This window comes from Streptomyces sp. NPDC059534 (genome assembly GCF_042743475.1).
Taxonomy (GTDB): domain Bacteria; phylum Actinomycetota; class Actinomycetes; order Streptomycetales; family Streptomycetaceae; genus Streptomyces.
In genome coordinates, this window is sequence record NZ_JBHWAQ010000008.1 from 270,278 (window position 1) to 293,507 (window position 23,230).

Genomic DNA, 23,230 nt, shown 5'->3' on the forward strand with positions numbered 1-23,230 from the left:
CGTCGCACACCTCCGGCGCGCGGTCCCCCAGACACACCCGGAGACCCTGGGACGCCATGCAGATTCGAGATCTTCCCTACCCCGACCCAGGGGTCCCCGACGTCCGCTCGGGTACCCGGTTCCTCGTCTGGCTCGGCCGTCAGCAGCTCGGCGGACAGGTGAAGTGCCTCCTCTGGGGGCTGCTGCACCACCTGGGCATCGCCGGTCTTCCGCTGGGCATCGGCATCGCCGTGCAGGCGGTCGTGGACCACGACGGCGGGCGGCTCGCGCTCGCCGGCGTGCTGCTCCTGGCCTGCGGGGCCGCCATCGCGGCCGGCGACGTGATGCTCCACCGCACCGCCGTCACCAACTGGATCACGGCGGCCGCCCGGGTCCAGCAGCTCCTCTCCCGCAAGACCGTCGAACTGGGCTCCGTCCTGACCCGGCGGGTCGCGGCCGGCGAGGTTCTCGCGGTCTCCACCGCCGACGTCGAGAAGATCGGCTGGTTCGTCGAGGCGCTCTCCCGGTTCGCCGCCGGAGCCGTCGTCCTGGTGCTCATCTGCGGGGGCCTCCTCTTCTACCAGCCGTCCCTGGGCATCGTGGTCGCCGTCGGCGTGCCCGTCCTGGCCCTTGCGGTGCTGCCCCTCCTCCCCCGCGCGACACGGCGGGCGGACGTCCAGCGCGAGAAGGCGGGCAAGGCCACCGAGCTGGCCTCCGACACCGTCGCCGGGCTCCGGGTCCTGCGCGGCATCGGCGGCGAGGACCTGTTCCTCGGCCGCTACCGCGCCGCCTCCCAGGAGGTCCGCAGGGCCGCCGTGCACAGCGCCCGGATGTGGGCCCTGATCGCCGCCGTCCAGGTCGCGCTGCCCGGCATCCTGCTCATCGTCGTGGTGGCGTACGGGGCCGGGCTCGCGCTCGACGGGCGGATCACGGTCGGCGAACTGGTCACGGTCTACAGCACCGTGGCCCTGACCCACCACCCCCTGCGCAACTTCGAGGAGATCGCGATGGCGTACTCCTTCTCCCGCCCGTCCGCGAAACGGGCCGCCCGGGTCCTCGCCCTGTCCCGCACGACGACGGCCACCGCCGACGACGGCGGAGGCGCGGCGACCGGCGACCTCTACGACCCGCTGACCGGGCTGCTCGCCCCGTCCGGCCGGTTCACCGCCGTCGTCTGCGGCGATCCGGACGTCGCCGGACGGCTCGCCGACCGGCTCGGCGGCCACCCGGCCGAACCGGGCGCCGGCCACACCTCGGTGCTCCTCGGCGGCACCCCCCTCGACGAACTGACGCTGGAGTCGGCCCGTACGGCCGTCCTCGTCCAGGACAAGGACCCGGTCCTGCTCTCGGGCACCCTGGGCGACCTGCTCGACGTGCCCTCCTCGGGCGCGGTCCGGGCCGAGGAGGCGCTGGCCGCCGCCCAGTGCGACGACGTCCTCGACGCGCTGGCACAGGCGTCCGTGGACACCGACGGCGATCCGATGCGCGCCCGCATCACCGAGCGGGGGCGGTCGCTCTCCGGCGGCCAGCGCCAGCGGCTCGCCCTCGCCCGGTCCCTGGTCGCCGACCCGGAGGTGCTCGTCCTGGACGAGCCGACCTCGGCGGTCGACGCGCACACCGAGTCGCGCGTCGCGGTGGGCCTCAAGGAGCTGCGGAAGGCCAGGACCACCGTCGTCCTCGCCTCCTCGCCGCTCCTCCTCGACCGCGCCGACCGCGTCGTCCTGGTCCACGAGGGCCAGGCGGTCGCCGTCGGCACCCATCGCGAGCTGCTCGCCCAGGAGCCCCGCTACCGCGCGGTGGTCACCCGCGAGACCGACGAGGAGCTCGCCTCGGCCGTCGGCCGCGTCGGCGAACTCGAAGCACTGGAAGGGGAATCGGCATGATCGGCCTGGCGCCGCCGGAGTACGACCCGGCCGCCCCGAAGACGGCGACGACGCTGCCCGTCGCCGCCACCGCGACCGTCCGCGGCTACGTCCGCGCGCTCCTGCGCCGCCACCGCCGGGCGTTCGCGCTGCTCATCGGGGTGAACGCGGCCGCCGTGATCGCCTCGATGGCGGGCCCGTACCTGCTCGGCTCGGTGGTGGACGGCCTCGCGGACGGGGCCCGCGAGCTGCACCTGGAGCGTACGGTCGCCCTGTTCGCGGCCGCGCTGCTCGTGCAGACCTTCTTCGTGCGGCTCGTCCGGCTGCGGGGCGCGATGCTGGGCGAGGAGATGCTCGCCGATCTGCGCGAGGACTTCCTCGTCCGCGCGGTCGGGCTGCCGCCCGGCGTCCTCGAACGCGCCGGCACCGGCGACCTCCTCTCCCGGATCACCACGGACGTCGACCGGCTCTCCAACGCGATGCGCGAGGCCGTGCCCCAGCTGGCCATCGGTGTCGTGTGGGCGGGGCTGCTGCTCGGCGGTCTCGCGGTGACGGCGCCCCCGCTGGCGGCGGCCGCGCTGCTCGCCGCGCCCCTGCTCGTCGTCGGCTGCCGCTGGTACTTCAAGCGGGCGCCCGCCGCCTACCGCTCGGAGTCCGCGGGGTACGCGGCGGTCGCCGCCGCGCTGGCCGAGACGGTCGACGCGGGCCGCACGGTCGAGGCGCACCGCCTGGGCGCGCGCCGGATCTCGCTGTCGGACCGCCGTATCTCCGAGTGGGTGGCCTGGGAGCGGTACACGCTCTTCCTCCGCTCGGTGCTCTTCCCGGTCGTCAACCTCACCCATACGACGGTGCTCTGCGCGGTGCTGCTGCTCGGCGGCGTGTTCGTGCTCCAGGGCTGGATCGACGTGGGTCAGCTGACGACCGGCGCCCTGCTGTCGCAGATGCTGGTGGACCCCATCGGCATCGTGCTGCGCTGGTACGACGAGCTCCAGGTCGCCCAGGTGTCCCTCGCCCGGCTCGTGGGCGTCCGCGACATCGAGCCGGAGGCGGGAGACCCGGGGGTGCGGCCCGACGGCCGGGCCGTCCGGGCCGACGAGGTCCGGTTCGGCTACCGCGAGGGCGTCGACGTCCTGCACGAGGTGTCACTGAAGGTGGCGCCCGGTACGCGGCTCGCCCTGGTCGGCCCGTCCGGCGCGGGCAAGTCCACGCTCGGCCGGCTGCTCGCGGGCATCTACGCCCCGAGGACCGGTTCCGTGACCCTCGGCGCCGCCGAACTGGCACGGATGCCCGCGGAACAGGTCCGCGAACACGTCGCCCTGGTCAACCAGGAGCACCACGTCTTCGTCGGCTCCCTCCGCGACAACCTGCTGCTCGCCCGGACCGGCGCCGACGACACGGCCCTGTGGGCCGCCCTCACGGCGGTCGACGCGGACGGCTGGGCCCGCGCGCTGGGCGAGGGCCTGGACACCGAGGTCGGCTCGGGCGGCCACGCGCTGACCCCCGCCCAGGCCCAGCAGATCGCCCTCGCCCGGCTCGTCCTCGCCGATCCGCACACCCTGGTCCTCGACGAGGCCACCTCGCTCCTCGACCCCCGGGCCGCCCGGCACCTGGAGCGCTCCCTCGGCCGCGTCCTGGACGGCCGCACGGTCGTCGCCATCGCCCACCGGCTCCACACCGCCCACGACGCCGACCTCATCGCCGTCGTCGAGACCGGCCGCATCACCGAACTCGGCACCCACGACGAACTGGTCGCCGCGGACGGGGCCTACGCGGCGCTGTGGAGGTCATGGCACGGCTGACGCGTCGAGCCGTACGCGTCCGGGCCGGGCCGCCGCGAGGCAGCCCGGCCCGGATACGTACGGGAGCCGGCCGTGAAACGACGGCGGCCCGCGCCGGCCGGCTAGAAGAAGCCGAGTGCGGAGGCGCCGCCGACGCCGCCGAGGAGCATGAAGGCCGGCATGAGGACCTTCAGCTCGACCCAGCTGCCGGCGCGGAAGCGCATGCCCTTCGGGGGCCCGATCGGGTACCAGCGCTTGCGGCCGACGGGGATGGGCCAGAGGATCGGGCAGCCGGAGACGGTGAGGGCGTCGCCGATGTCGTGGACGAGGGCGCCCAGGACGATCGGCAGGCCGAGCCACAGGTACTCCTGGCCGGGGCCGGTGAAGAACCAGTCCGAGCCGTTGCCGGGCTTGTCGAGGACGCCCGCGAGGATCCAGGCGCCGGTCGCGCCGAGCAGCCACACGAGGACGTCGCTGGACATCCGCGCGGCCCGCCACAGCAGGCCCTCCACGGCGAGGACGAGGTGGATGAACAGGATCGTGAGGACCGCCCACCGACCGCCGGTGACGGCCGCGACGGAGGCCCCGCCGCCGATGAGGACCGCCCAGAGCCAGGTGTGGGTGAGGGTCCGGTGGCCGCCTGACCTGCGCGGGTCGGCGGTGGAGCGGGTCGCCTTGTAGACGGCGTACGACAGCTTGTCGACGATCTCGCAGAGGCCCCGGGAGACGGGGCCGAAGGCGCGCGAGATGGTCGCGGACTTGTGGTCCAGGTCGGGGGCGAGGGCCGCACCCGCGCAGATGAGCGCACCGACCACGAGAACCGGCCAGGGCATCGGGTGGTCGAAGGCGGCCGCGGCCGCTCCCACACCCAGCCAGGCCGCCGCTCCGGACAGTGAGTGTGCCGGTCCCATCATGGTCGCTGCCGCCCCGTTTCTCGTGCGCCGGCGCTCAGTTGACGACCGGTCGACGGACGAGCCTATCGTCCGTGATCAAGACGGTCGGCGGCCGGTTCCCTCATCCGAGCGGAATGCGGGCAAGATGGTGTCGTGACCCTTATCGATCAGCTGCCGCCGACCGCCGACCCCGACGCCCTCTTCGAAGCCTTCTCCTCCTGGGCCGAGGACCGGGGCATCACGCTCTACCCGGCCCAGGAAGAGGCGCTGATCGAGGTCGTGTCCGGGGCCAACGTGATCCTTTCCACCCCCACCGGCTCCGGAAAGTCACTGGTCGCGGCGGGTGCGCACTTCACGGCGCTCGCGAACGACCAGGTGACGTTCTACACCGCGCCGATCAAGGCGCTGGTGTCGGAGAAGTTCTTCGACCTGTGCAAGCTCTTCGGCACCGAGAACGTCGGCATGCTGACCGGCGACGCCTCCGTGAACGCGGACGCCCCGGTGATCTGCTGTACGGCGGAGGTGCTGGCCTCCATCGCGCTGCGGGACGGCAAGTACGCCGACATCGGCCAGGTCGTGATGGACGAGTTCCACTTCTACGCCGAGCAGGACCGCGGCTGGGCCTGGCAGATCCCGATCCTGGAACTCCCCCAGGCGCAGTTCGTCCTCATGTCGGCGACGCTCGGCGACGTGGCGATGTTCGAGAAGGACCTGACCCGGCGCACGGGCAAGCCGACCTCGGTGGTCCGCTCGGCGACCCGCCCGGTGCCGCTGTCGTACGAGTACCGGCTGACCCCGATCACGGACACCCTGACGGAGCTCCTGGAGACCAAGCAGGCGCCCGTCTACATCGTCCACTTCACGCAGGCGCAGGCCGTCGAGCGCGCGCAGTCGCTGATGAGCATCAACATGTGCACGCGCGAGGAGAAGGACCGGATCGCCGAGCTGATCGGCAACTTCCGCTTCACCACCAAGTTCGGCCAGAACCTCTCGCGTTACGTCCGCCACGGCATCGGCGTGCACCACGCGGGCATGCTGCCGAAGTACCGGCGGCTCGTCGAGAAGCTGGCGCAGGCGGGCCTCCTGAAGGTGATCTGCGGGACGGACACCCTGGGCGTCGGCGTGAACGTGCCGATCCGCACGGTGCTCTTCACCGCGCTCACCAAGTACGACGGCAACCGGGTGCGCACGCTGCGGGCCCGCGAGTTCCACCAGATCGCGGGCCGGGCCGGGCGGGCCGGCTTCGACACGGCCGGGCTGGTCGTCGCGCAGGCCCCCGAGCACGTCATCGAGAACGAGAAGGCGCTCGCCAAGGCCGGCGACGACCCGAAGAAGCGTCGCAAGGTCGTCCGCAAGAAGGCCCCCGAGGGCTTCGTCGCCTGGAGCGACACCACGTTCGACCGGCTGATCGACGCCGAGCCCGAGCCGCTGACCTCCCGCTTCAAGGTCACCAACATCATGCTGCTCTCGGTGATCGCCCGGCCGGGCAACGCCTTCGAGGCGATGCGCAAGCTCCTTGAGGACAACCACGAGCCGCGCAAGGCCCAGCTGCGGCACATCCGCCGGGCCATCGCGATCTACCGTTCGCTGCTCGACGGCGGTGTGGTGGAGCAGCTGGCCGAGCCGGACGCCGAGGGCCGCACGATCCGGCTGACCGTCGACCTCCAGCAGGACTTCGCGCTCAACCAGCCGCTGTCGACGTTCGCGCTGGCCGCCTTCGACCTGCTGGACCCGGAGTCCCCCTCGTACGCCCTGGACATGGTGTCCGTCGTGGAGTCGACGCTGGACGACCCGCGCCAGATCCTCGCCGCCATGCAGAACAAGGCGCGCGGCGAGGCCGTCGGGCAGATGAAGGCGGACGGCGTCGAGTACGAGGAGCGGATGGAGCGGCTCCAGGACATCTCGTACCCGAAGCCGCTGGAGGAGCTCCTCTGGCACGCGTACAACGTCTACCGGAAGTCGCACCCGTGGGTCGGCGACCACCCGGTGTCGCCGAAGTCGGTCATCCGCGACATGTACGAACGCGCCATGACCTTCACGGAGTTCACCTCCTGGTACGAGCTGGCGCGGACCGAGGGCATCGTCCTGCGGTACCTGGCGAGCGCCTACAAGGCGCTCGACCACACCATCCCGGACGACCTGAAGACCGAGGACCTGGAGGACCTGATCGCCTGGCTGGGCGAGCTGGTGCGGCAGGTCGACTCCTCGCTCCTCGACGAGTGGGAGCAGCTCGCCAACCCCGAGGTCCAGACGGCCGAGGAGGCCCAGGAGAAGGCCGACCAGGTCAAGCCCGTCACGGCGAACGCCCGCGCCTTCCGGGTCCTGGTGCGCAACGCGATGTTCCGCCGGGTGGAGCTGGCCGCCCTCGACAACGTGGACGCGCTCGGCGAGCTGGACGCCGGGTCCGGCTGGGACGCGGACGCGTGGGGCGAGGCGATGGACGCGTACTGGGACGAGTACGAGGACCTCGGCACGGGCCCCGACGCCCGCGGCCCGAAGCTGCTCGCCATCGAGGAGGACGCGGCGCACGGCCTGTGGCGCGTCCGGCAGACCTTCGCCGACCCGAACGGCGACCATGACTGGGGCATCAGCGCGGAGGTGGATCTCGCGGCCTCCGACGAGGAGGGGCGCGCGGTGGTCCGCGTGACGTCCGTCGGACAGCTGTAGAGGAGATCTGTGGTGACCAATCCCGCCGAGAGGCTCGTGGACCTGCTCGACCTGGAGCGGATCGAGGCCGACATCTTCCGCGGGCGCAGCCCGCAGGAGTCGCTGCAACGGGTCTTCGGCGGGCAGGTCGCCGGACAGGCCCTGGTGGCGGCCGGCCGCACGACCGAGGGCGACCGGCCGGTGCACTCGCTGCACGCCTACTTCCTGCGGCCCGGCCGGCCCGGCGTGCCGATCGTCTACCAGGTGGAGCGGGTGCGGGACGGCCGGTCGTTCACGACCCGCCGGGTCACCGCGATCCAGGAGGGGCGGACGATCTTCAATCTGACGGCCTCCTTCCACCTGCCGGAGGAGTCGGGCTTCGAGCACCAGCTGCCGCCGCGGCACATGACGGACCCGGACACCCTGCCGATGCTCGCGGACGAGATCCGCGACCACCTCGGCGCGCTGCCGGAGGCCCTGGACCGCATGGCCCGGCGCATGGCCTTCGACATCAGGTACGTGGACCGGCTGCGCTGGAGCAAGGACGAGGTCAGGGGGGCGGACCCGCGCAGCGCGGTGTGGATGCGGGCCGTGGGGCCGCTGGGCGACGACCCGCTGGTCCACACCTGCGCCCTGACGTACGCCTCGGACATGACGCTCCTGGACGCGGTGCGCATCCCGGTCGAGCCCCTGTGGGGCCCGCGCGGCTTCGACATGGCCTCCCTCGACCACGCGATGTGGTTCCACCGGCCGTTCCGCGCGGACGAGTGGTTCCTGTACGACCAGGAGTCCCCGATCGCCACGGGCGGCCGGGGACTCGCGCGGGGCCGGATCTACGACCGCGAGGGCCGGCTCCTGGTGTCGGTGGTCCAGGAGGGTCTGTTCCGCAAGCTGTGAGGGCCCGCGCGCGGGCCCTCCGGGCCGGTCACTCGAACTCGGTGCCGCCCTTGCGGGTCAGATGGGCCGGGCTGACCGCCTTGGCGATGGCCCGGCCGCCGACGACCGGGCTGTACCGCTCGGTGACGGGCCGGATGACGACGCCCTCCCGCAGGTGCGTCTCCCGGCCCGAGACCGTCTCCCGGCCGCTCGCGTACGCCAGGACCGTGTCCAGGTCGTACGGCCCCGAGTACAGCCGCGGCACGACGGGGACCTCGCCCGGCTCCAGCACCTCGGCGGGGTCCAGCCAGCGGACCTGGCCGTCGATCTCGGCCGACACGTCGAAGAGCGCGTAGCCGACGGTCTCGCTCCGCGCGTCGGCGCCGTACGCCAGGTCCTGCACCCCCGCTCCGTACACCTCGCCGAAGAGGCCGACCCGGCGGGCGCCGAGCCGCTCGGCCAGCCGCGCGGCGACGTCGGCGAGACCGTGGCCGTGGACGGCGCGCCAGTACAGGTTGCGCGGGTCCTCCTGGAGGGCGAGGCCCTTCGCCCCGAACCCCTTGGAGGAGACCTGCACGCGCCCGTCCCCGGCGCCGTAGGTCAGCAGGCACGCGGTGCCGTGCAGCTTCTCGGTCAGGACCACGGGCTCCCCGGGCTCGAACAGGTCCGGATAGCGCTGGAGGTTCTCGATGTCCACCCAGGGCAGCAGGTCGGGCGCGATCTCCACGTCACCGCTCATCGTCGGCGGTATCGGCGGCACCCACTTCACGATCCCGAGCGTCTCCGCGAAGTCGGTCCCGTCGGCCGCCGCCCGTCCCAGGTCGACACCGGCGAGGGCGCCCGGCCGGCACACGATCCCCTGCGACAGCTCGCCGCGCAGCCGCACCGCCTTCACCCGGTCCGCGTTGCTCCCGGCGAGGCGGCCGGTCAGCCCCAGCTCGTCGACGAGCGGCGCGGGCAGTACGGCCTGCTCGGGGATGTAGACGGCGGCCTCACCGGTCCGGTAGGCCCCCTTGGCGACAACGGCCCGGTAGAGGCCGACCTGGGCCAGCTCCAGTGCGTCGGCGTTCGGGTGGGGATGGACGGTGAGGACTTCGGCGGTGACACGCAGGGTCGACATGGTTCAGGACTCCGGTCTCGGTGGCTCGGGTTTCGCTCGCATCGCGCCCCACTGTGCCGACCCGAAATTCCCGTGGGCGACCGCTTTACCGCCTGGTAGCGTCGCCGGGTTCCGGCCCTACGGCTCCTGGTCGATGCCCGGCAGGGTGTCCTGTGCCACCTCGTGGCGCCGGGTGCGGATGTCCGGGGCCGGGGGGTGGAGTTTGGCGTCGCAGGTGGGGCCGAGGCCGGTGCGGCGTGAGTCGCTGCCGGTCAGGGGGCGGCCGCAGAGTCGGCAGGTCACCCTGCGGGGTCGTTCGTCCGCCGTGGAATCGATCGAGATTGCCAGTGGTTCGTCTCCCATGCTGAGATCAAACCAAATTCCGACGAGGAGCTGTCCATGAGCCTGTACGACATACCGCTGAAGCGCCTGACCGGCGAGCCGGTCTCCCTTGCCGACTACCGGGACCACGCGGTGCTGGTGGTGAACGTCGCCTCCAAGTGCGGTCTCACCCCTCAGTACGCCGGTCTGGAGCGGCTGCAGAAGGAGTACGGGGAGCGCGGCTTCACCGTGCTCGGTGTGCCGTGCAACCAGTTCGCGGGGCAGGAGCCCGGCAGCGCCGAGGAGATCCAGAGCTTCTGTTCGGCGACCTACGGGGTGTCGTTCCCGCTCCTGGAGAAGGCCGAGGTCAACGGCGACGGCCGCCACCCGCTCTACTCGGAGCTGGTGAAGGTCGCCGACGCCGAGGGCCAGGCCGGTGACGTGCAGTGGAACTTCGAGAAGTTCCTGATCGGCCGGGACGGCCAGGTCACGCGCTTCCGTCCGCGCACCGAGCCGGATGCCCCGGAGGTCCTGGCGGCGATCGAGGCCCAGCTTGTCTGACCTGGGGACGGGAACGGGCACGGGCGCGGGCGTCGTCGAGCGGCTGCGGGCCGCCGGCTGCGTCTTCGCCGAGGAGGAGGCCGAGATGCTGCTCGCGTCCGCCGCCGGGCCCGCCGAGCTGGACCTGATGGTGGAGCGGCGGGCGGCGGGCCTGCCGCTGGAGCACGTCGTGGGCTGGGCCGGGTTCGCCGGGCTGCGGATCGAGGTCGACGGCGGGGTCTTCGTGCCCCGGCGGCGCACGGAGTTCCTCGTCGGGCACGCGGTGGAACTGGCCCGGCCCGGGGCCGTCTGCGTCGACCTGTGCTGCGGCTCGGGCGCGGCGGGCGCGGTGCTCCTGGACCGGGTGACGGGTGCGGAGGTGCACGCCTCCGACATCGAGCCGGCGGCCGTGCGCTGCGCCCGGCGGAACGTCGAGCCGCGCGGCGGCCGGGTGTACGAGGGCGACCTCTTCGCGCCGCTGCCGCCGGAGCTGCGGGGCCGGGTCGAGGTACTGGTCGCCAACGTGCCGTACGTACCGACGGAGGAGATCGGGCTGCTGCCGCCCGAGGCCCGCGACCACGAGCCGCTGGTCACGCTGGACGGCGGCGGGGACGGTCTCGACGTGCTGCGGCGGGTCGCCGCCGAGGCGCCGCGGTGGCTGGCGCCGGGCGGGCACCTGCTGGTGGAGACGAGCGAACGGCAGGCGGAGTCGGCCGCGGCGGTCATGTCGGCGTGCGGCCTGTCGCCTCGGGTCGTCACCTCCGAGGAGTGGTGGGCGACCGTCGTCGTCGCGACACGGCCGTAGCGCCCCGGCGGGCCGGTCCCCGGTGACCGGCCCACGGAAACGGTCCGGCTTCTCTCCCGAGGAGCCGGACCGTTTCCGTGGGTGGGGGCTACGCCGTCCTGGGAACCAGGCGGCAGCGGGCCGGGCCCGCCGTCTGCAGGGTGATCGCGGAGCCGACGGGCACCTCGGTGTCGATGGCCTCGAAGCCGTACTTCTGCAGGATCATCGCCAGGGCGATCACCGACTCCAGCATCGAGAAGTGCTGGCCGATGCAGGCGCGCGGGCCGCCGCCGAAGGGGAACCAGGCGTACCGGGGGCGGGCGGCCTCCGCCTCGGGCGTGAAGCGGTCCGGGTCGAAGCGCTCCGCGTCCTCCCAGTAGGCGGGGTGCCGGTGGGTGACCCAGGGGGCGACGATGACGTCCGCGCCCGCCGGGATGGTGACGCCGCCGACCTCGGTGGCGGCGACGGCGCGGCGCCCGATGACCGGGGCGGCGGGGAAGAGCCGCATGGCCTCCTTGAGGACCTGGGTGACGTAGGGCAGCGAGTCGAGGTCGGCGGCGCCGGGGGTACGGCCGGCGAGGACCCGGTCGATCTCCTCGTGGGCCCGCTTCTGCGCCTCCGGGTGCTTGCCGAGCAGGTGGAGGGCGAAGCCTAGGGAGGTGGCGGTGGTCTCGTGCCCGGCGAGCAGGAAGACGAGGACCTGCTCGCGCAGTTCGGTCGCGTCGAAGCCGGCGTCCTCGGCGCTCTCGGCCTCGACGAGGAGGGTGAGGAGGTCGTCGCCGCCGTGGGCCCGGTCCGAGCCTCGCCGTTCGGCGATGATGCGGTCGCACACCTCGTACAGCGCCTCGTGGATCGCGGCGGCCTTGCGGTTGCCGGGGGTCGGCCAGTCGCGGGGGAACTTGAGCGGGGAGTAGCCCCGGCGCAGCACGTAGGCGCCGAGCTCGGGGAAGCTGCGCTCGACGATCTCGACGGCCGTGTCGACGTCGGTGCCGAAGAGGATGCGGGCGACGGCGCGCAGGGCGAGGCGGGTCATCTCCTGCAGGACGTCGACGGACGCCGCGCCGCCGTCCTGCCACTCGGCGGTCAGGGTGGTGACCTCGGCGGCGACGGCCGCGGCGTATCCGTCGACCCGGCGCTTGGTGAAGAGGGGCTGGACGAGCCGGCGCTGGCGGAGGTAGTCCTCGTCCTGGCTGGTGAGCAGGCCGTTGCCGAAGGACTCGCGGATCTCCTGGTAGAAGGCGTTGTCCTTGCGGAAGTTGGCCGACTCGCCGGCCAGGACCTGCTGGGCGCCGTCGGCGGAGAAGACGCCGTAGACGGTGGCGCGGACGCCGGGCGGTCCGGCGCTGATCCGGACGACGTCGCCGAGCTCGCGCTGGGCCCGCAGGAAGGTTCCCAGGGAGTCCTTCTTGAGGTCGAGCATGGAGCCGAGCAGCGGTAGTCCCGCGAGTTCGGGCGCTTCGGTTCCGGTGGTGATGGCCATGAACGGTTCCCCCTTGATCGTCACCTGCGGCGTGATTCTCCCCCCAGGGGGTGCCCCACGGGGAGAGCTGCCCGAACAGTGGACCGAATGTGGCCGGTTGACTCGAACCGGCCGACTGTCAGTGGCCTCTGGCAGGCTCGTTCCATGGACCGACCCGAACCGCCGCAGCACGCCGAGCGACCCGAGCTGACCCTGCAACTCACCATCGACTGCGCCGACCCCCAGCGCCTGGTGCCCTTCTGGCTGGAGGCCCTGCGGTACGTCCCCGATCCGCCGCCCGCCGGCCACGCCACCTGGCGGGCGTACTGGGAGGCCATCGGCGTCCCCGAGGACGAGCTGGGCGACGACGCCGGGGAGCTCCCGGAGTCCATCGTGGACCCCGCGGGCGTGGGCCCGCGGGTCTGGTTCCAGCGCGTCCCGGAGCCCAAGACCGTCAAGAACCGCGTCCATCTCGACCTCAAGGTCGGCGGCGGGCGCGAGGTCCCGCTCGCGCTGCGCCGCGAGCGGGTGGACGGCGAGGTGGCCCGCCTCACGGCCCTCGGCGCCACCATCCTGTACGCCATGGACGAGCCCAACGGCATGGACTACTACGCGGTGGTCCTCCAGGACCCGGAGGGCAACGAGTTCTGCCTGGTCTGACCACCGGTTCCGGGTCCCCGCCGCGAGGACCCGGACGTCCGGTGTCGCGTTACTTGGCGATGGCCCGGCTGATGACCATGCGCTGGATCTCGCTGGTGCCCTCGAAGATCGTGTAGATGGCCGCGTCGCGGTGCATCCGCTCCACGGGGTACTCGCGGGTGTAGCCGTTCCCGCCGAGGATCTGGATGGCCTGGGCGGTGACCTTCTTGGCGACCTCGCTGGCGTACAGCTTGGACATGGAGCCCTCGGCGGCCGTGAAGGGCTTGCCGGCGGTCGCCATCCAGGAGGCGCGCCACACGAGCAGGCGGGCGGCGTCGATCTGGGTGGCCATGTCGGCGAGCTGGAAGGCGACGCCCTGGTTCTCGATGATCGGGCGGCCGAACTGGACGCGCGTCCTGGCGTAGTCGAGGGCGACCTCGTACGCGGCGCGGGCGGTGCCGACGGCCATGGCGCCGACCGCCGGGCGGGATGCCTCGAAGGTGGCCATGGCGGCGTTCTTCACGCGCTCGCCGCCGCCCGATTTGGCCTTCTCGCGGGCCCGGGCCAGGCGCTCGTCGAGCTTCTCCTTGCCGCCGAGGAGGCAGTGGCCGGGAATCCGGACGTCCTCGAGGACGACCTCGGCGGTGTGGGAGGCGCGGATGCCGTGCTTCTGGAACTTCTGGCCCTGGGAGAGGCCGGGGGTGTTCGGGGGCACGATGAAGGAGGCGTGGCCCTTGGAGCCGAGCTCCGGGTCCACGACGGCGACGACGACGTGGACGTTGGCGATGCCGCCGTTGGTCGCCCAGGTCTTGGTGCCGTTGAGGACCCACTCGTCCGTGGCCTCGTCGTACACGGCCCGGGTGCGCATGGAGGCGACGTCCGAGCCGGCGTCGGGCTCGGAGGAGCAGAAGGCGGCGACCTTGACGTCGTTCGCGTCGCCGTACATCTGCGGGACCCAGGTGCCGATCTGCTCCTCGGTACCGTTGGCGAGGACGCCGACGGCGGCGAGGCCGGTGCCGACGATGGAGAGGGCGATGCCGGCGTCGCCCCAGAACAGCTCCTCCATCGCCATCGGGATGCCGAGGCCGGTCGGGTCGAAGAACTGCTGGGCGTAGAAGTCGAGGGAGTAGATTCCGAGCTTGGCCGCTTCCTGGATGATCGGCCAGGGAGTCTCCTCACGCTCGTCCCATTCGGCGGCCGCGGGGCGCATCACGTCGGCGGCGAAACCGTGCAGCCAGTCGCGGACCTGCTTCTGGTCCTCGTTGAGTTCGAGCGTGAACTCGCCCATGTGCCCTCCCAGCGGTATGTTACTTGCGGTAACACCAGTCTGTTACCGGTGGGTAGGGGCTGTCAACCAGCAGCGGAGCACTTCGGCCCGACCGGCACCGGATCCCGGCCGGGTGTTACGTTGCGACAGCCTCACGGAATCGCACGGGCGGGGAGACACGCTATGGACATCGCACAACGGACCACCGACCGGCAGACGCCCGCCGAGCAGCGGCGCCGCGAGCTGCTGGAGGCGGCGGACCGGGTGGTGCTCCGCGACGGCCCCAAGGCGTCCATGAACGCGATCGCGGCGGAGGCCGGCATCACCAAGCCGATCCTCTACCGCCACTTCGGCGACAAGGGCGGCCTGTACCGCGCCCTCGCGACCCGGCACACCGACGCGCTCCTCGCCGCCCTGCGGGCCTCTCTCGACGCCCCCGCCGACCGGCGCCGCCGCGTCGAGGCGACCCTCGACACCTACCTCGCCTCCATCGAGGCGATGCCCCAGGTCTACCGCTTCCTCATGCACCCCGCGGAGGAGACCCAGCAGGCCGAGCAGGGCTTCGACGTCGGCCGTCACTCCGCCCCCCTCCTGCGCCGCATGGGCGAGGAGCTGGGCCAGGTCATCGCCGAACGCGTCGACCTCGGCCCCGCCGCCGAGGTCCAGGCCCGCATCTGGGGCCACGGCATCGTCGGCATGATGCACGCCGCGGGCGACTGGTGGCTCGGCGAGCGCCCCTGCACCCGCGCCGAACTCGTCACAAGCCTGGCCGACCTCCTCTGGGGTCGCCTCGCGGCAGCCGACGACCTCCCGGGCGGCCCGGGTTTCTAGACCGTTTCGGACGCCCGGACGCCCCACGGCTGCTTGCGGATCGTGCGGAGGAGACGTGACTTGCGCCACCCCGTGACGCGGTCGGCGTAGACGCCGCCGTCGAGATGGTCGGCCTCGTGCTGGAGGCAGCGGGCGAAGAACCCCGTGCCCTCGATCCGGACCGGGGTGCCGTCCAGGCGCACGCCTTCGACCACGGCCCGGTCGTGGCGGGGCGTGGGGGCCTCCAGGCCCGGCAGGGACAGGCAGCCCTCGGGGCCGCGAATCACGTCGCCGTCCGCCTCGACCAGGCGCGGGTTCACCACATGGCCGAGGTGCCGGATCTCCTCGTCGTCGGGGCAGTCGTACACGAAGACGCGCAGGCCCACGCCGACCTGGTTCGCCGCCAGGCCCACGCCGTTCGCCGCGTACATCGTGGCGAACATGTCCTCGACGAGCCGGGCCAGTTCGGGTCCGAAGTCGGTGACGGGCGCGCAGGGCGTGTGCAGCACGGGGTCGCCGAGCAGGGTCATCGCTCGGACGAGACCGGAACTGCCGGGGATGGGGCGGTTTCGCATGGCCGTAAGGGTACGTTCCGCTGTGACCTCCCGGTTTCGGGCGGCCGCTCTACGGTGCCGCTGTTCGGGCTGCTGGCCGGATCTCGATAGGCTGAGCCCGGACCGACGCAAGGAGGAACAAGAACGATGTCAGGACACCCCGGTAATCCAGAGCCGCTGTCGCCGCGCGCCAAGCTGGCCGTGACGGCGGGCAAGGCCGCGGCCGCGGTGTCGCGTGCGGCGGGACGCGGCAGCGGGTCGGTGATCGGCGGCCGGGTGGCGCTGAAGCTCGACCCGGACCTGCTCGGTCGGCTCGCGCAGCATCTGGACGTCGTCCTGGTGTCGGCGACCAACGGCAAGACGACCACGACCCGGCTGATCGCGGAGGCCCTGCGGGCCGCCGGACCCGTGGTCTCCAACGCCCTCGGCGCCAACATGCCCGCGGGCATCACCTCGGCGCTGGCCGGCGGCTCCGAGTCCAAGTACGGCGTCATCGAGGTCGACGAGAAGTACCTCGCCGGCGTCGCCCGTGACACCACGCCCAAGGTCATCGCGCTGCTCAACCTCTCGCGCGACCAGCTCGACCGCGCGGCCGAGACCCGGATGCTCGCCGAGAAGTGGCGCGAGGGGCTCAACGGCACCAAGGCCGTGGTCGTCGCCAACGCCGACGACCCGCTGATCGTGTGGGCCGCCTCCTCCTCCCCCAACGTGGTGTGGGTCGCCGCCGGCCAGGAGTGGAAGGACGACGCCTGGTCGTGCCCCGCCTGCGGCGGTGTGATGCAGCGTCCGGGCGACGACTGGTTCTGCGGCGAGTGCGGCTTCCGCCGTCCCGCGCCGAGCTGGGCGCTCAGCGGCGACCACGTGCTCGACCCGCACGGTTCGGCCTGGCCGATCCGCCTCCAGCTGCCCGGCCGCGCCAACAAGGCCAACGCGGCCACCTCGGCCGCCGTCGCCGCGGTCTTCGGCGTGCCGCCGCAGGTCGCCCTGGAGCGCATGTACCAGGTGCAGGCCGTCGCCGGACGCTACGACGTGGTCTCCTTCCAGGGCCGCGACCTGCGTCTGCTGCTCGCGAAGAACCCGGCGGGCTGGCTCGAAACGTTTTCCCTGATCGACGGGCCGCCCGCCCCGGTGATCCTCTCCGTCAACGCGCGCGGCGCCGACGGCACGGACACCTCCTGGCTGTGGGACGTGGACTACGGCCGGCTCGCCGGCCACCCGATCATGGTGATCGGCGACCGCCGGCTCGACCTCGCGGTCCGGCTGGAGGTCGCGGGCGTGGACTTCCGTGTCTGCGAGACGCTGGACGAGGCCGTCACGATGGCCCCGCCCGGGCAGATCGAGCTGATCGCCAACTACACCGCGTTCCAGGACGTCCGCCGCCGCGTCGGCAACTGACCCGTAAAGGACTTGCAGCATGAGTGACAGCAGCCTGCGCCTGGTCTGGGTCTACCCGGACCTGCTCAGCACCTACGGCGACCAGGGCAACGTCCTCGTCGTGCAGCGCCGCGCCGAGCAGCGCGGCCTCAGCGTCGAGCGCGTCGACGTCCGCAGCGACCAGCCCGTCCCGACCTCCGGCGACATCTACCTGATCGGCGGCGGCGAGGACCGTCCGCAGCGGCTCGCGGCCGAGCGGCTGCGGCGGGACGGCGGCCTGAGCCGGGCCGCCTCCAACGGCGCGATCATCTTCTCGGTCTGCGCCGGCTACCAGATCCTGGGCCACGAGTTCATCAACGACCTCGGCGAGCGCGAGGCCGGCCTCGGTCTGATCGACGTGATCTCGACCCGCGGCGAGGGTGCCCGCTGCGTCGGCGACGTCCTCGCGGACATCGACCCGCGCCTCGGCCTCCCCCAGCTGACCGGTTTCGAGAACCACCAGGGCATCACCCACCTCGGGCCGACGGCCCGGCCGTTCGCCCGGACCGTCTTCGGCAACGGCAACGGGACCGGCGACGGCACGGAGGGCGCGTACAACGACACCGTCTTCGGCACGTACATGCACGGCCCCGTGATGGCCCGGAACCCGCAGGTCGCGGACCTGCTCCTGAAGCTGGCCCTCGATGTCAACGCGCTGCCGCCGACCGACGACCGCTGGTACGAGGCGCTGCGCGCCGAGCGCATCGCGGCCGCCACGCAGCCCGCCTGAGGCAGCGCACGCGCCGCCGTCCGGCTCTCGTACGAAGGTACGTTGTCCACTGTGCGGACATCCGGTTCGGCCCCGCCACCCTGCGGCGATAGGGTGGCGGGGATCCAGCCGGACGACGTGGTCCGGGAGTCGGCCCACGTTGCAAAGGTATTTGGGCTATGCGCATTGGCGTGCTCACCTCCGGCGGAGACTGCCCCGGTCTGAACGCTGTCATCCGTTCCGTCGTGCACCGCGCCGTCGTCGACCACGGCGACGAGGTCATCGGCTTCCACGACGGGTGGAGGGGCCTCCTGGAGTGCGACTACCGGAAGCTCGACCTCGACGCGGTCGGCGGCATCCTGGCCCGGGGCGGCACCATCCTCGGCTCCTCGCGGGTCCAGCCCGCCCACCTGGTCGGCGGCGTCGAGCGCGCCAAGGGCCATGTCGCCGACCTCGGTCTCGACGCGATCATCCCGATCGGCGGCGAGGGCACCCTCAAGGCGGCGAACCTCCTCTCCGAGGCCGGTCTGCCGATCGTCGGCGTCCCGAAGACCATCGACAACGACATCGCCTCCACCGACGTCACCTTCGGCTTCGACACCGCCGTCACCGTGGCCACCGAGGCCCTCGACCGGCTGAAGACCACCGCCGAGTCGCACCAGCGGGTCCTCGTCGTCGAGGTCATGGGCCGTCACACCGGCTGGATAGCGCTGCACTCCGGCATGGCCGCCGGCGCGCACGCCGTGGTCGTCCCGGAGCGCCCCTTCGACATCGACGAGCTGACCGCCCGGGTCGGCGAGCGCTTCGAGGCCGGCAAGCGGTTCGCGATCGTGGTCGTCGCCGAGGGCGCGAAGCCGCGTGAGGGCTCGATGGACTTCAAGACCGCCGGCACCGACATCTACGGCCACGAGCGCTTCACCGGGATCGCCAACCAGCTCTCCGCCGAGCTGGAGCGGCGCCTGGGCAAGGAGGCCCGCCCGGTGATCCTCGGTCACGTCCAGCGGGGCGGCACCCCGACCGCGTACGACCGCGTCCTCGCCACCCGCTTCGGCTGGCACGCGGTCGAGGCGGCGCACCGGGGCGAGTTCGGCATGCTGACCGCGCTGCGCGGCACGGAGATCACGATGGTCCCGCTGGCCCAGGCCGTGGAGACCCTGAAGACGGTCCCGTCCGACCGGTACGCCGAGGCGGAGTGCGTGCTCTGACCGACGTCACGGCGTGACAACCGCCCCCGGTCGCTGCCGCGACCGGGGGCGGTTCTAGTCTGGTGCGGACAACAAGCGCGAATCGGGCTCCAGGAGTACTCACGATGGATCACAGCGGGCACGGCATGACCACGGATCTGCCGCCGTTCACGCTGGGGCGGGGCCTGGAGTTCTCTCCCGACCTCTTCTTCCTGATCGGCTGCCTCACGGCGCTCGGTCTGTACGGGTGGGGCGTGGCGCGGCTGCGGCGGCGCGGGGACGCCTGGCCGGTGAGCCGGACGGTGTTCTTCACGGTCGGCGTGCTGACGATCGCCCTGGTGACGTGCACCAAGCTCAACGACTACGGCATGGTCATGTTCAGCGTGCACATGGTGCAGCACATGGTGATCTCCATGCTGTCGCCGATCCTGGTGCTGCTGGGCGCGCCGGTGACCCTGGCCCTGCGGGCGCTCCCGGTGGCCGGCCGGGGTTCGACGGGGCCGCGCGAGCTGCTCCTGAAGCTGCTGCACAGCCGGTACATGAAGGTGATCACGCACCCCGGCTTCACGATCCCGATGTTCATCGCGAGCCTGTACGCGCTGTACTTCACGCCGCTCTTCGACTTCCTGATGGGGTCGAAGCCCGGGCACATCGGGATGATGGTCCACTTCCTGATGGTCGGCGTGGTCTTCTTCTGGCCGATCATGGGCGTGGACCCGGGGCCGCACCGGCCGGGTTACGTGATGCGGATGCTGGAGCTGTTCGCGGGCATGCCGTTCCACGCCTTCTTCGGCATCGCGCTGATGATGGCCACGGAGCCGATGGTCAAGGCGTACCGGAATCCCCCGGCGTCGCTCGGGATCGACGTGCTCACCGACCAGAACGCGGCGGGCGGCATCGCCTGGGCGTTCAGCGAGATCCCGTCGGTGCTCGTGCTGATCGCGCTGGTCTACCAGTGGTACCACTCCGAACAGCGGCAGGCGGTCCGCATGGACCGGGCCGCCGACCGGGACGGGGACAAGGAGCTGGAGGCGTACAACGCCTATCTGGCCTCGCTCCGGAGTCGCTGACTCCGTCGCCGCCCCCCCCTCCGTGGACCTCTCCGGGTCCGGTGCCGTCCGCGGCGCCGGGCCCGGTTCGCGTTACGGCGCGCGCCGGAGCGTCCGGGGAGTAGCGCGCGCCCCTCCTTCGGGGTCACGATGGCCTGGAGGCTTCCACGGCCCCGGTCGGGAGGAGGACGCATGTCCGGTCCCACGAAGACGATGACGGTGCTCACCTGCACGGCGCTGGTACTGACGACGGCGTACACGGTGGCGCTCGGCAGTAGCGGCTGGCTCTGGTTCGGTCTGATGGTGCTGTTCGTGGCGACGATCGGGATGGCTGCGGCGGACAGCTCGATACCGGACGCTCCCCCGCGCCCACCGACCCGACCCGGCCCGACCCAGCCCTGATCCCTGTCCCTAGGCGCGAGGCGCCAGGACCACCCACACCTGCCCCGGGGCGAAGTCGAAGGGTGCCCCGCCCGGGGTGGTGAAGGTGGTGCCGGAGTCGGCCGTGGGCCGGGACCAGCGGGCTTCGTGGGCGCGTCCGTCGCGCAGGACGAGCGCGGCCCCGCTGCCGACGGTCTCGGTGTACGGGGAGACGGAGCCGAACCGGTCGTGGAAGGCGGAGGGCCGGACCGTGACGCGCTGGACGACGACCGTGGCGGGCTTGAGCGGTCCGGTGTCGGTGGCCCGGGCCTCGCGGCCGTCCATCGCCACCCGCCAGCCGTGGTCGGCGGCGGACCAGGTGAAGGTGTAGCGGGCGGCCGGGTAGCGGACGGTCGTCGAGCCGACCGCGGTGCCGCCGGCGGGGGCGGGCCCGAAGCGGAAGCCGATGTCCTGGGCGTTCTCGGCTCCCGGGTCGGTGGCGAGCGCGCGGCCGGGCCGCAGGTAGAGGTTGTGCGGGGCGGGCCGGTCCGGGGCGCGCAGGAATGCCTGGGGCGCCGTGGTCTCGGTGACGGGGTGCAGGGAGGCGGCCCGGAGCAGCGGGTTCAGGGCGGACTGCGCGCCGGAGTAGGCCAGGACGGGCCGGCCGAAGGGGCGGAGCAGGGCGATGTCGGACTCGCGGGCGCTGCGGACCGGGCCCACACGGTCGGGGAGGCGGGAGGAGTAGACGGCGAGCAGCCGGGTCACTCCGCCCTCGACCTGCTCGACGTAGACGAGGTCGGCGGTGCCGAGCCCGGTCTGGGGACGGGCCGCGGTCACGTTGTCGATCTTCACGGCGACGACGGGGGCGGGGCGGGCGGGGAGACCGGTGAACGGCGAACGGCCGGGCGCCGTGGTGGAAGGCGGGGCGGTGGGCGTGGTGGTGTGCGGGGCCGTAGGGGTGGCGGTCGGCGTCGGGGCCGGTTCCGTGGGACCCGAGCCCGAGCAGCCGTACAGCCCGGCCGCCGTCAGCGCGCACAGCAGCGCGGTGAGGGCGCGGCCGGGGCGTCGGGCACCGCGCTCGCCGCTCATGATGACGCTCCCCCACCAGTGGACCACGGGCGCTCGCGCGGATACAACGGGATCGACGGACGACGAACGGGGGTCGCGGGTGTTCTACCACCTGATGAAGCACGTACTGCTCGGACCGCTTCTGAGGCTGCTCTTCCGGCCGCGGATCGAGGGGCTCGAGCACGTCCCGGAGGAGGGCGCGGCGATCGTCGCGGGCAATCACCTCTCCTTCTCGGACCACTTCCTGATGCCGGTCGTGCTCGACCGGCGGATCACCTTCCTCGCCAAGCAGGAGTACTTCACGGGGCCGGGGATCAAGGGCAGGCTGACGGCCGCCTTCTTCCGGGCGGCCGGCCAGATCCCGGTGGACCGGTCCGGGAAGGAGGCCGGGCGGGCGGCGATCCGCGAGGGGCTCGGGGTGCTCGCCAAGGGCGAGCTGCTCGGCATCTACCCGGAGGGGACCCGCTCGCACGACGGGCGGCTCTACAAGGGGAAGGTCGGGGTGGCGGTGATGGCGCTCACCGCCGGGGTGCCGGTGGTGCCCTGCGCGATGGTCGGCACGTTCGAGATCCAGCCGCCAGGCAAGGTCGTGCCGCGGATCCGGCGGGTCACCATCCGCTTCGGGGCGCCGCTGGACTTCTCCCGCTTCGCCGGGTCGGCGGACGAGCGGGCGGTGGTCCGCGCGGTGACCGACGAGATCATGTACGAGATCCTGCGTCTGTCGGGGCAGGAGTACGTGGACGACTACGCGGCGGTGGTGAAGGCCGCGGAGGCCGGGGAGGCGGACGACGGGCCCCGGGGAAAGTTCCCCCGCCCGGAACGCTGAGGGCGGATCCGCGCACGGCGCAATCGCTTGGGCCGCCGGTTCGGGCGGCCGTAGCGTCGCGGCCATGGCCAAGGGAAACGCTTTCGTACTGGGTGCGTCGGGACAGGTGGGGCGGGCGGCCGTGCGGGCCCTCGCCGCGGACGGCTGGGAGGTGACGGCCGCCTCGCGGGGCGGCGGCAGGGACGCGAAGTGGCCGGAGGAGGTCCGGTCGGTGCGGCTCGACCGGAACGAGGAGGGGGCACTGGCGGCGGCGCTCGGCGACGGCACCGACGTCCTGGTGGACATGGTGGCGTACGACGCCGGGCACGCCGCCCAGTTGACCGGGCTGGCGGACCGGATCGGCTCGGCCGTGGTGATCTCCAGCGGTGCGGTGTACGAGGACGAGCGGGGGCGCGGTTTCGACACCATGGGCGAGCCGGACGGGTTCCCGCGCTACCCGGTGCCGATCCCGGAGTCCCTGGCGACGGTGGCGCCGGGCGACGGTACGTACGGCACGCGGAAGGTCGCCCTGGAGCGGGACCTGACGGCGGCCGGGGAGCTGCTGCCGACGACGCTGCTGCGCGCGGGTGCGATCCACGGCCCGCACTGCCGGTCGCCGCGGGAGCTGTTCTTCGTGAAGCGGGCGCTCGACCGGCGGCCGGTGCGGGTGCTGGCGTACGGCGGCGTCCCGCGGTTCCACCCGGCGCACGTCGACAACCTGGCGGAGCTGATCCGGCTCGCGGCGGCGCGGCCGGGGACGCGGGTGCTGAACGCCGCCGACCCGGAGGCGCCCACGGTCGTGGAGATCTCCGCGGCGGTGGACGCGGTCGTGGGGGTGGAGAGCGAGACGGTGCTCGTGGACGGGCCGCCGCCGGTGGGCGAGGTGGGTGAGACGCCCTGGGGCCTGGACGCGCCGATCGTGTACGACATGACGGCGGCGGAGCGCGAGCTGGGCTATCGGCCGGTGGTCGGGTACGCGGAGTCGCTGCCCGCGACGGTGGAGTGGCTGGCGGAGCGGCTCGCGGGCCGGGACTGGCTGGAGGCGTTCCCGAATCTCGCCAAGTACGGGCAGGACTGGTTCGACTACGCGGCCGAGGACGCCTGGCTCGCCACGCGTTGAGAGGCGGAGGGGGGG

22 protein-coding genes are annotated in these 23,230 nt (G+C 72.7%); 15 read left to right on the forward strand and 7 right to left on the reverse strand.

Features of this window, described 5'->3' with window-relative positions; translation table 11 throughout:
• Positions 1-56: 56 nt before the first annotated feature.
• Both ACFVZH_RS13285 and ACFVZH_RS13290 read left to right on the forward strand, forming a co-directional pair.
• Positions 57-1,862 (forward strand): ABC transporter transmembrane domain-containing protein, encoded by a 1,806-nt coding sequence (locus ACFVZH_RS13285; protein WP_384896334.1) that lies wholly within the window; start codon positions 57-59, stop codon positions 1,860-1,862.
• The gene (locus ACFVZH_RS13290; RefSeq protein WP_384896336.1) at positions 1,859-3,640 is read left to right on the forward strand and encodes an ABC transporter ATP-binding protein; all 1,782 of its coding nucleotides are present in this window, start codon (positions 1,859-1,861) and stop codon (positions 3,638-3,640) included. Before ACFVZH_RS13285 ends, ACFVZH_RS13290 begins: the two co-directional genes overlap by 4 nt.
• A gap of 101 nt (positions 3,641-3,741) precedes the next feature.
• Here ACFVZH_RS13290 and ACFVZH_RS13295 read toward each other — a convergent pair whose 3' ends face one another.
• Positions 3,742-4,533: a metal-dependent hydrolase gene (locus ACFVZH_RS13295; RefSeq protein WP_384896338.1), complete on the reverse strand. Its 792-nt coding sequence runs from the start codon at positions 4,531-4,533 to the stop codon at positions 3,742-3,744.
• Positions 4,534-4,665: 132 nt separating this feature from the next.
• Between ACFVZH_RS13295 and ACFVZH_RS13300 the strand changes: the two genes are divergently transcribed.
• The gene (locus ACFVZH_RS13300) at positions 4,666-7,179 is read left to right on the forward strand and encodes a DEAD/DEAH box helicase (protein WP_384896340.1); all 2,514 of its coding nucleotides are present in this window, start codon (positions 4,666-4,668) and stop codon (positions 7,177-7,179) included.
• 12 nt (positions 7,180-7,191) lie between these two features.
• Positions 7,192-8,055 (forward strand): acyl-CoA thioesterase, encoded by an 864-nt coding sequence (locus ACFVZH_RS13305; protein ID WP_384896342.1) that lies wholly within the window; start codon positions 7,192-7,194, stop codon positions 8,053-8,055.
• Between the two features lie 28 nt (positions 8,056-8,083).
• Here ACFVZH_RS13305 and ACFVZH_RS13310 read toward each other — a convergent pair whose 3' ends face one another.
• Complete coding sequence (locus ACFVZH_RS13310; protein ID WP_384896344.1) at positions 8,084-9,154, reverse strand: RNA ligase (ATP); 1,071 nt, start codon at positions 9,152-9,154, stop codon at positions 8,084-8,086.
• A 117-nt stretch (positions 9,155-9,271) separates the two neighbouring features.
• Positions 9,272-9,496, reverse strand: a complete 225-nt coding sequence (locus ACFVZH_RS13315) for a DUF6011 domain-containing protein (RefSeq protein ID WP_384896346.1) — start codon at positions 9,494-9,496, stop codon at positions 9,272-9,274.
• Positions 9,497-9,532: 36 nt separating this feature from the next.
• Between ACFVZH_RS13315 and ACFVZH_RS13320 the strand changes: the two genes are divergently transcribed.
• Positions 9,533-10,015, forward strand: a complete 483-nt coding sequence (locus ACFVZH_RS13320; protein WP_384896348.1) for a glutathione peroxidase — start codon at positions 9,533-9,535, stop codon at positions 10,013-10,015.
• Positions 10,008-10,799: a putative protein N(5)-glutamine methyltransferase gene (locus ACFVZH_RS13325; protein ID WP_384896350.1), complete on the forward strand. Its 792-nt coding sequence runs from the start codon at positions 10,008-10,010 to the stop codon at positions 10,797-10,799. The genes ACFVZH_RS13320 and ACFVZH_RS13325 overlap by 8 nt, the downstream gene beginning before the upstream one ends.
• Before the next feature lie 88 nt (positions 10,800-10,887).
• Here ACFVZH_RS13325 and ACFVZH_RS13330 read toward each other — a convergent pair whose 3' ends face one another.
• Complete coding sequence (locus tag ACFVZH_RS13330; protein ID WP_384896352.1) at positions 10,888-12,258, reverse strand: cytochrome P450; 1,371 nt, start codon at positions 12,256-12,258, stop codon at positions 10,888-10,890.
• A 144-nt stretch (positions 12,259-12,402) separates the two neighbouring features.
• Here ACFVZH_RS13330 and ACFVZH_RS13335 point away from each other — a divergent pair, with 144 nt between their 5' ends.
• Positions 12,403-12,897, forward strand: a complete 495-nt coding sequence (locus tag ACFVZH_RS13335; protein ID WP_384896354.1) for a VOC family protein — start codon at positions 12,403-12,405, stop codon at positions 12,895-12,897.
• A gap of 49 nt (positions 12,898-12,946) precedes the next feature.
• Here the strand turns inward: ACFVZH_RS13335 and ACFVZH_RS13340 are convergent, their stop codons facing one another.
• Entirely contained in the window at positions 12,947-14,164 is a 1,218-nt protein-coding gene (locus tag ACFVZH_RS13340; RefSeq protein WP_384896356.1) for an acyl-CoA dehydrogenase family protein, read from the reverse strand.
• Between the two features lie 162 nt (positions 14,165-14,326).
• Here ACFVZH_RS13340 and ACFVZH_RS13345 point away from each other — a divergent pair, with 162 nt between their 5' ends.
• Positions 14,327-14,974, forward strand: coding sequence for a TetR family transcriptional regulator (locus ACFVZH_RS13345; RefSeq protein WP_384896358.1), 648 nt, complete (start codon positions 14,327-14,329; stop codon positions 14,972-14,974).
• Here ACFVZH_RS13345 and def read toward each other — a convergent pair.
• On the reverse strand, positions 14,971-15,528 hold the full coding sequence (gene def, locus ACFVZH_RS13350) for a peptide deformylase (protein ID WP_384896360.1): 558 nt from the start codon (positions 15,526-15,528) through the stop codon (positions 14,971-14,973). The two genes, ACFVZH_RS13345 and def, sit on opposite strands and share 4 nt — an antisense overlap.
• 126 nt (positions 15,529-15,654) lie before the next feature.
• Between def and ACFVZH_RS13355 the strand changes: the two genes are divergently transcribed.
• From ACFVZH_RS13355 to ACFVZH_RS13375, 5 genes are all read left to right on the forward strand, one after another.
• Positions 15,655-16,902: a MurT ligase domain-containing protein gene (locus tag ACFVZH_RS13355; protein WP_384896362.1), complete on the forward strand. Its 1,248-nt coding sequence runs from the start codon at positions 15,655-15,657 to the stop codon at positions 16,900-16,902.
• 19 nt (positions 16,903-16,921) lie between these two features.
• Complete coding sequence (locus ACFVZH_RS13360) at positions 16,922-17,650, forward strand: type 1 glutamine amidotransferase (RefSeq protein ID WP_384896364.1); 729 nt, start codon at positions 16,922-16,924, stop codon at positions 17,648-17,650.
• A gap of 158 nt (positions 17,651-17,808) precedes the next feature.
• A complete protein-coding gene (locus ACFVZH_RS13365) occupies positions 17,809-18,834 on the forward strand; it encodes a 6-phosphofructokinase (protein ID WP_384896366.1) in 1,026 nt (341 codons plus the stop codon).
• Between the two features lie 104 nt (positions 18,835-18,938).
• Positions 18,939-19,883, forward strand: coding sequence for a cytochrome c oxidase assembly protein (locus ACFVZH_RS13370; RefSeq protein WP_384896368.1), 945 nt, complete (start codon positions 18,939-18,941; stop codon positions 19,881-19,883).
• Positions 19,884-20,054: 171 nt separating this feature from the next.
• The gene (locus ACFVZH_RS13375) at positions 20,055-20,264 is read left to right on the forward strand and encodes a hypothetical protein (protein WP_384896408.1); all 210 of its coding nucleotides are present in this window, start codon (positions 20,055-20,057) and stop codon (positions 20,262-20,264) included.
• A 9-nt stretch (positions 20,265-20,273) separates the two neighbouring features.
• On the opposite strand, the gene ACFVZH_RS13380 is transcribed toward ACFVZH_RS13375, so the two are convergent.
• Positions 20,274-21,311 carry a DUF3048 domain-containing protein gene (locus tag ACFVZH_RS13380; protein ID WP_384896370.1) on the reverse strand — a complete coding sequence of 346 codons (1,038 nt, stop codon included), beginning with the start codon at positions 21,309-21,311 and terminating at the stop codon, positions 20,274-20,276.
• Between the two features lie 79 nt (positions 21,312-21,390).
• Between ACFVZH_RS13380 and ACFVZH_RS13385 the strand changes: the two genes are divergently transcribed.
• On the forward strand, positions 21,391-22,116 hold the full coding sequence (locus ACFVZH_RS13385; protein WP_384896372.1) for a lysophospholipid acyltransferase family protein: 726 nt from the start codon (positions 21,391-21,393) through the stop codon (positions 22,114-22,116).
• A 64-nt stretch (positions 22,117-22,180) separates the two neighbouring features.
• A complete protein-coding gene (locus tag ACFVZH_RS13390) occupies positions 22,181-23,215 on the forward strand; it encodes an NAD-dependent epimerase/dehydratase family protein (protein ID WP_384896374.1) in 1,035 nt (344 codons plus the stop codon).
• The last annotated feature ends 15 nt before the right edge of the window (positions 23,216-23,230 follow it).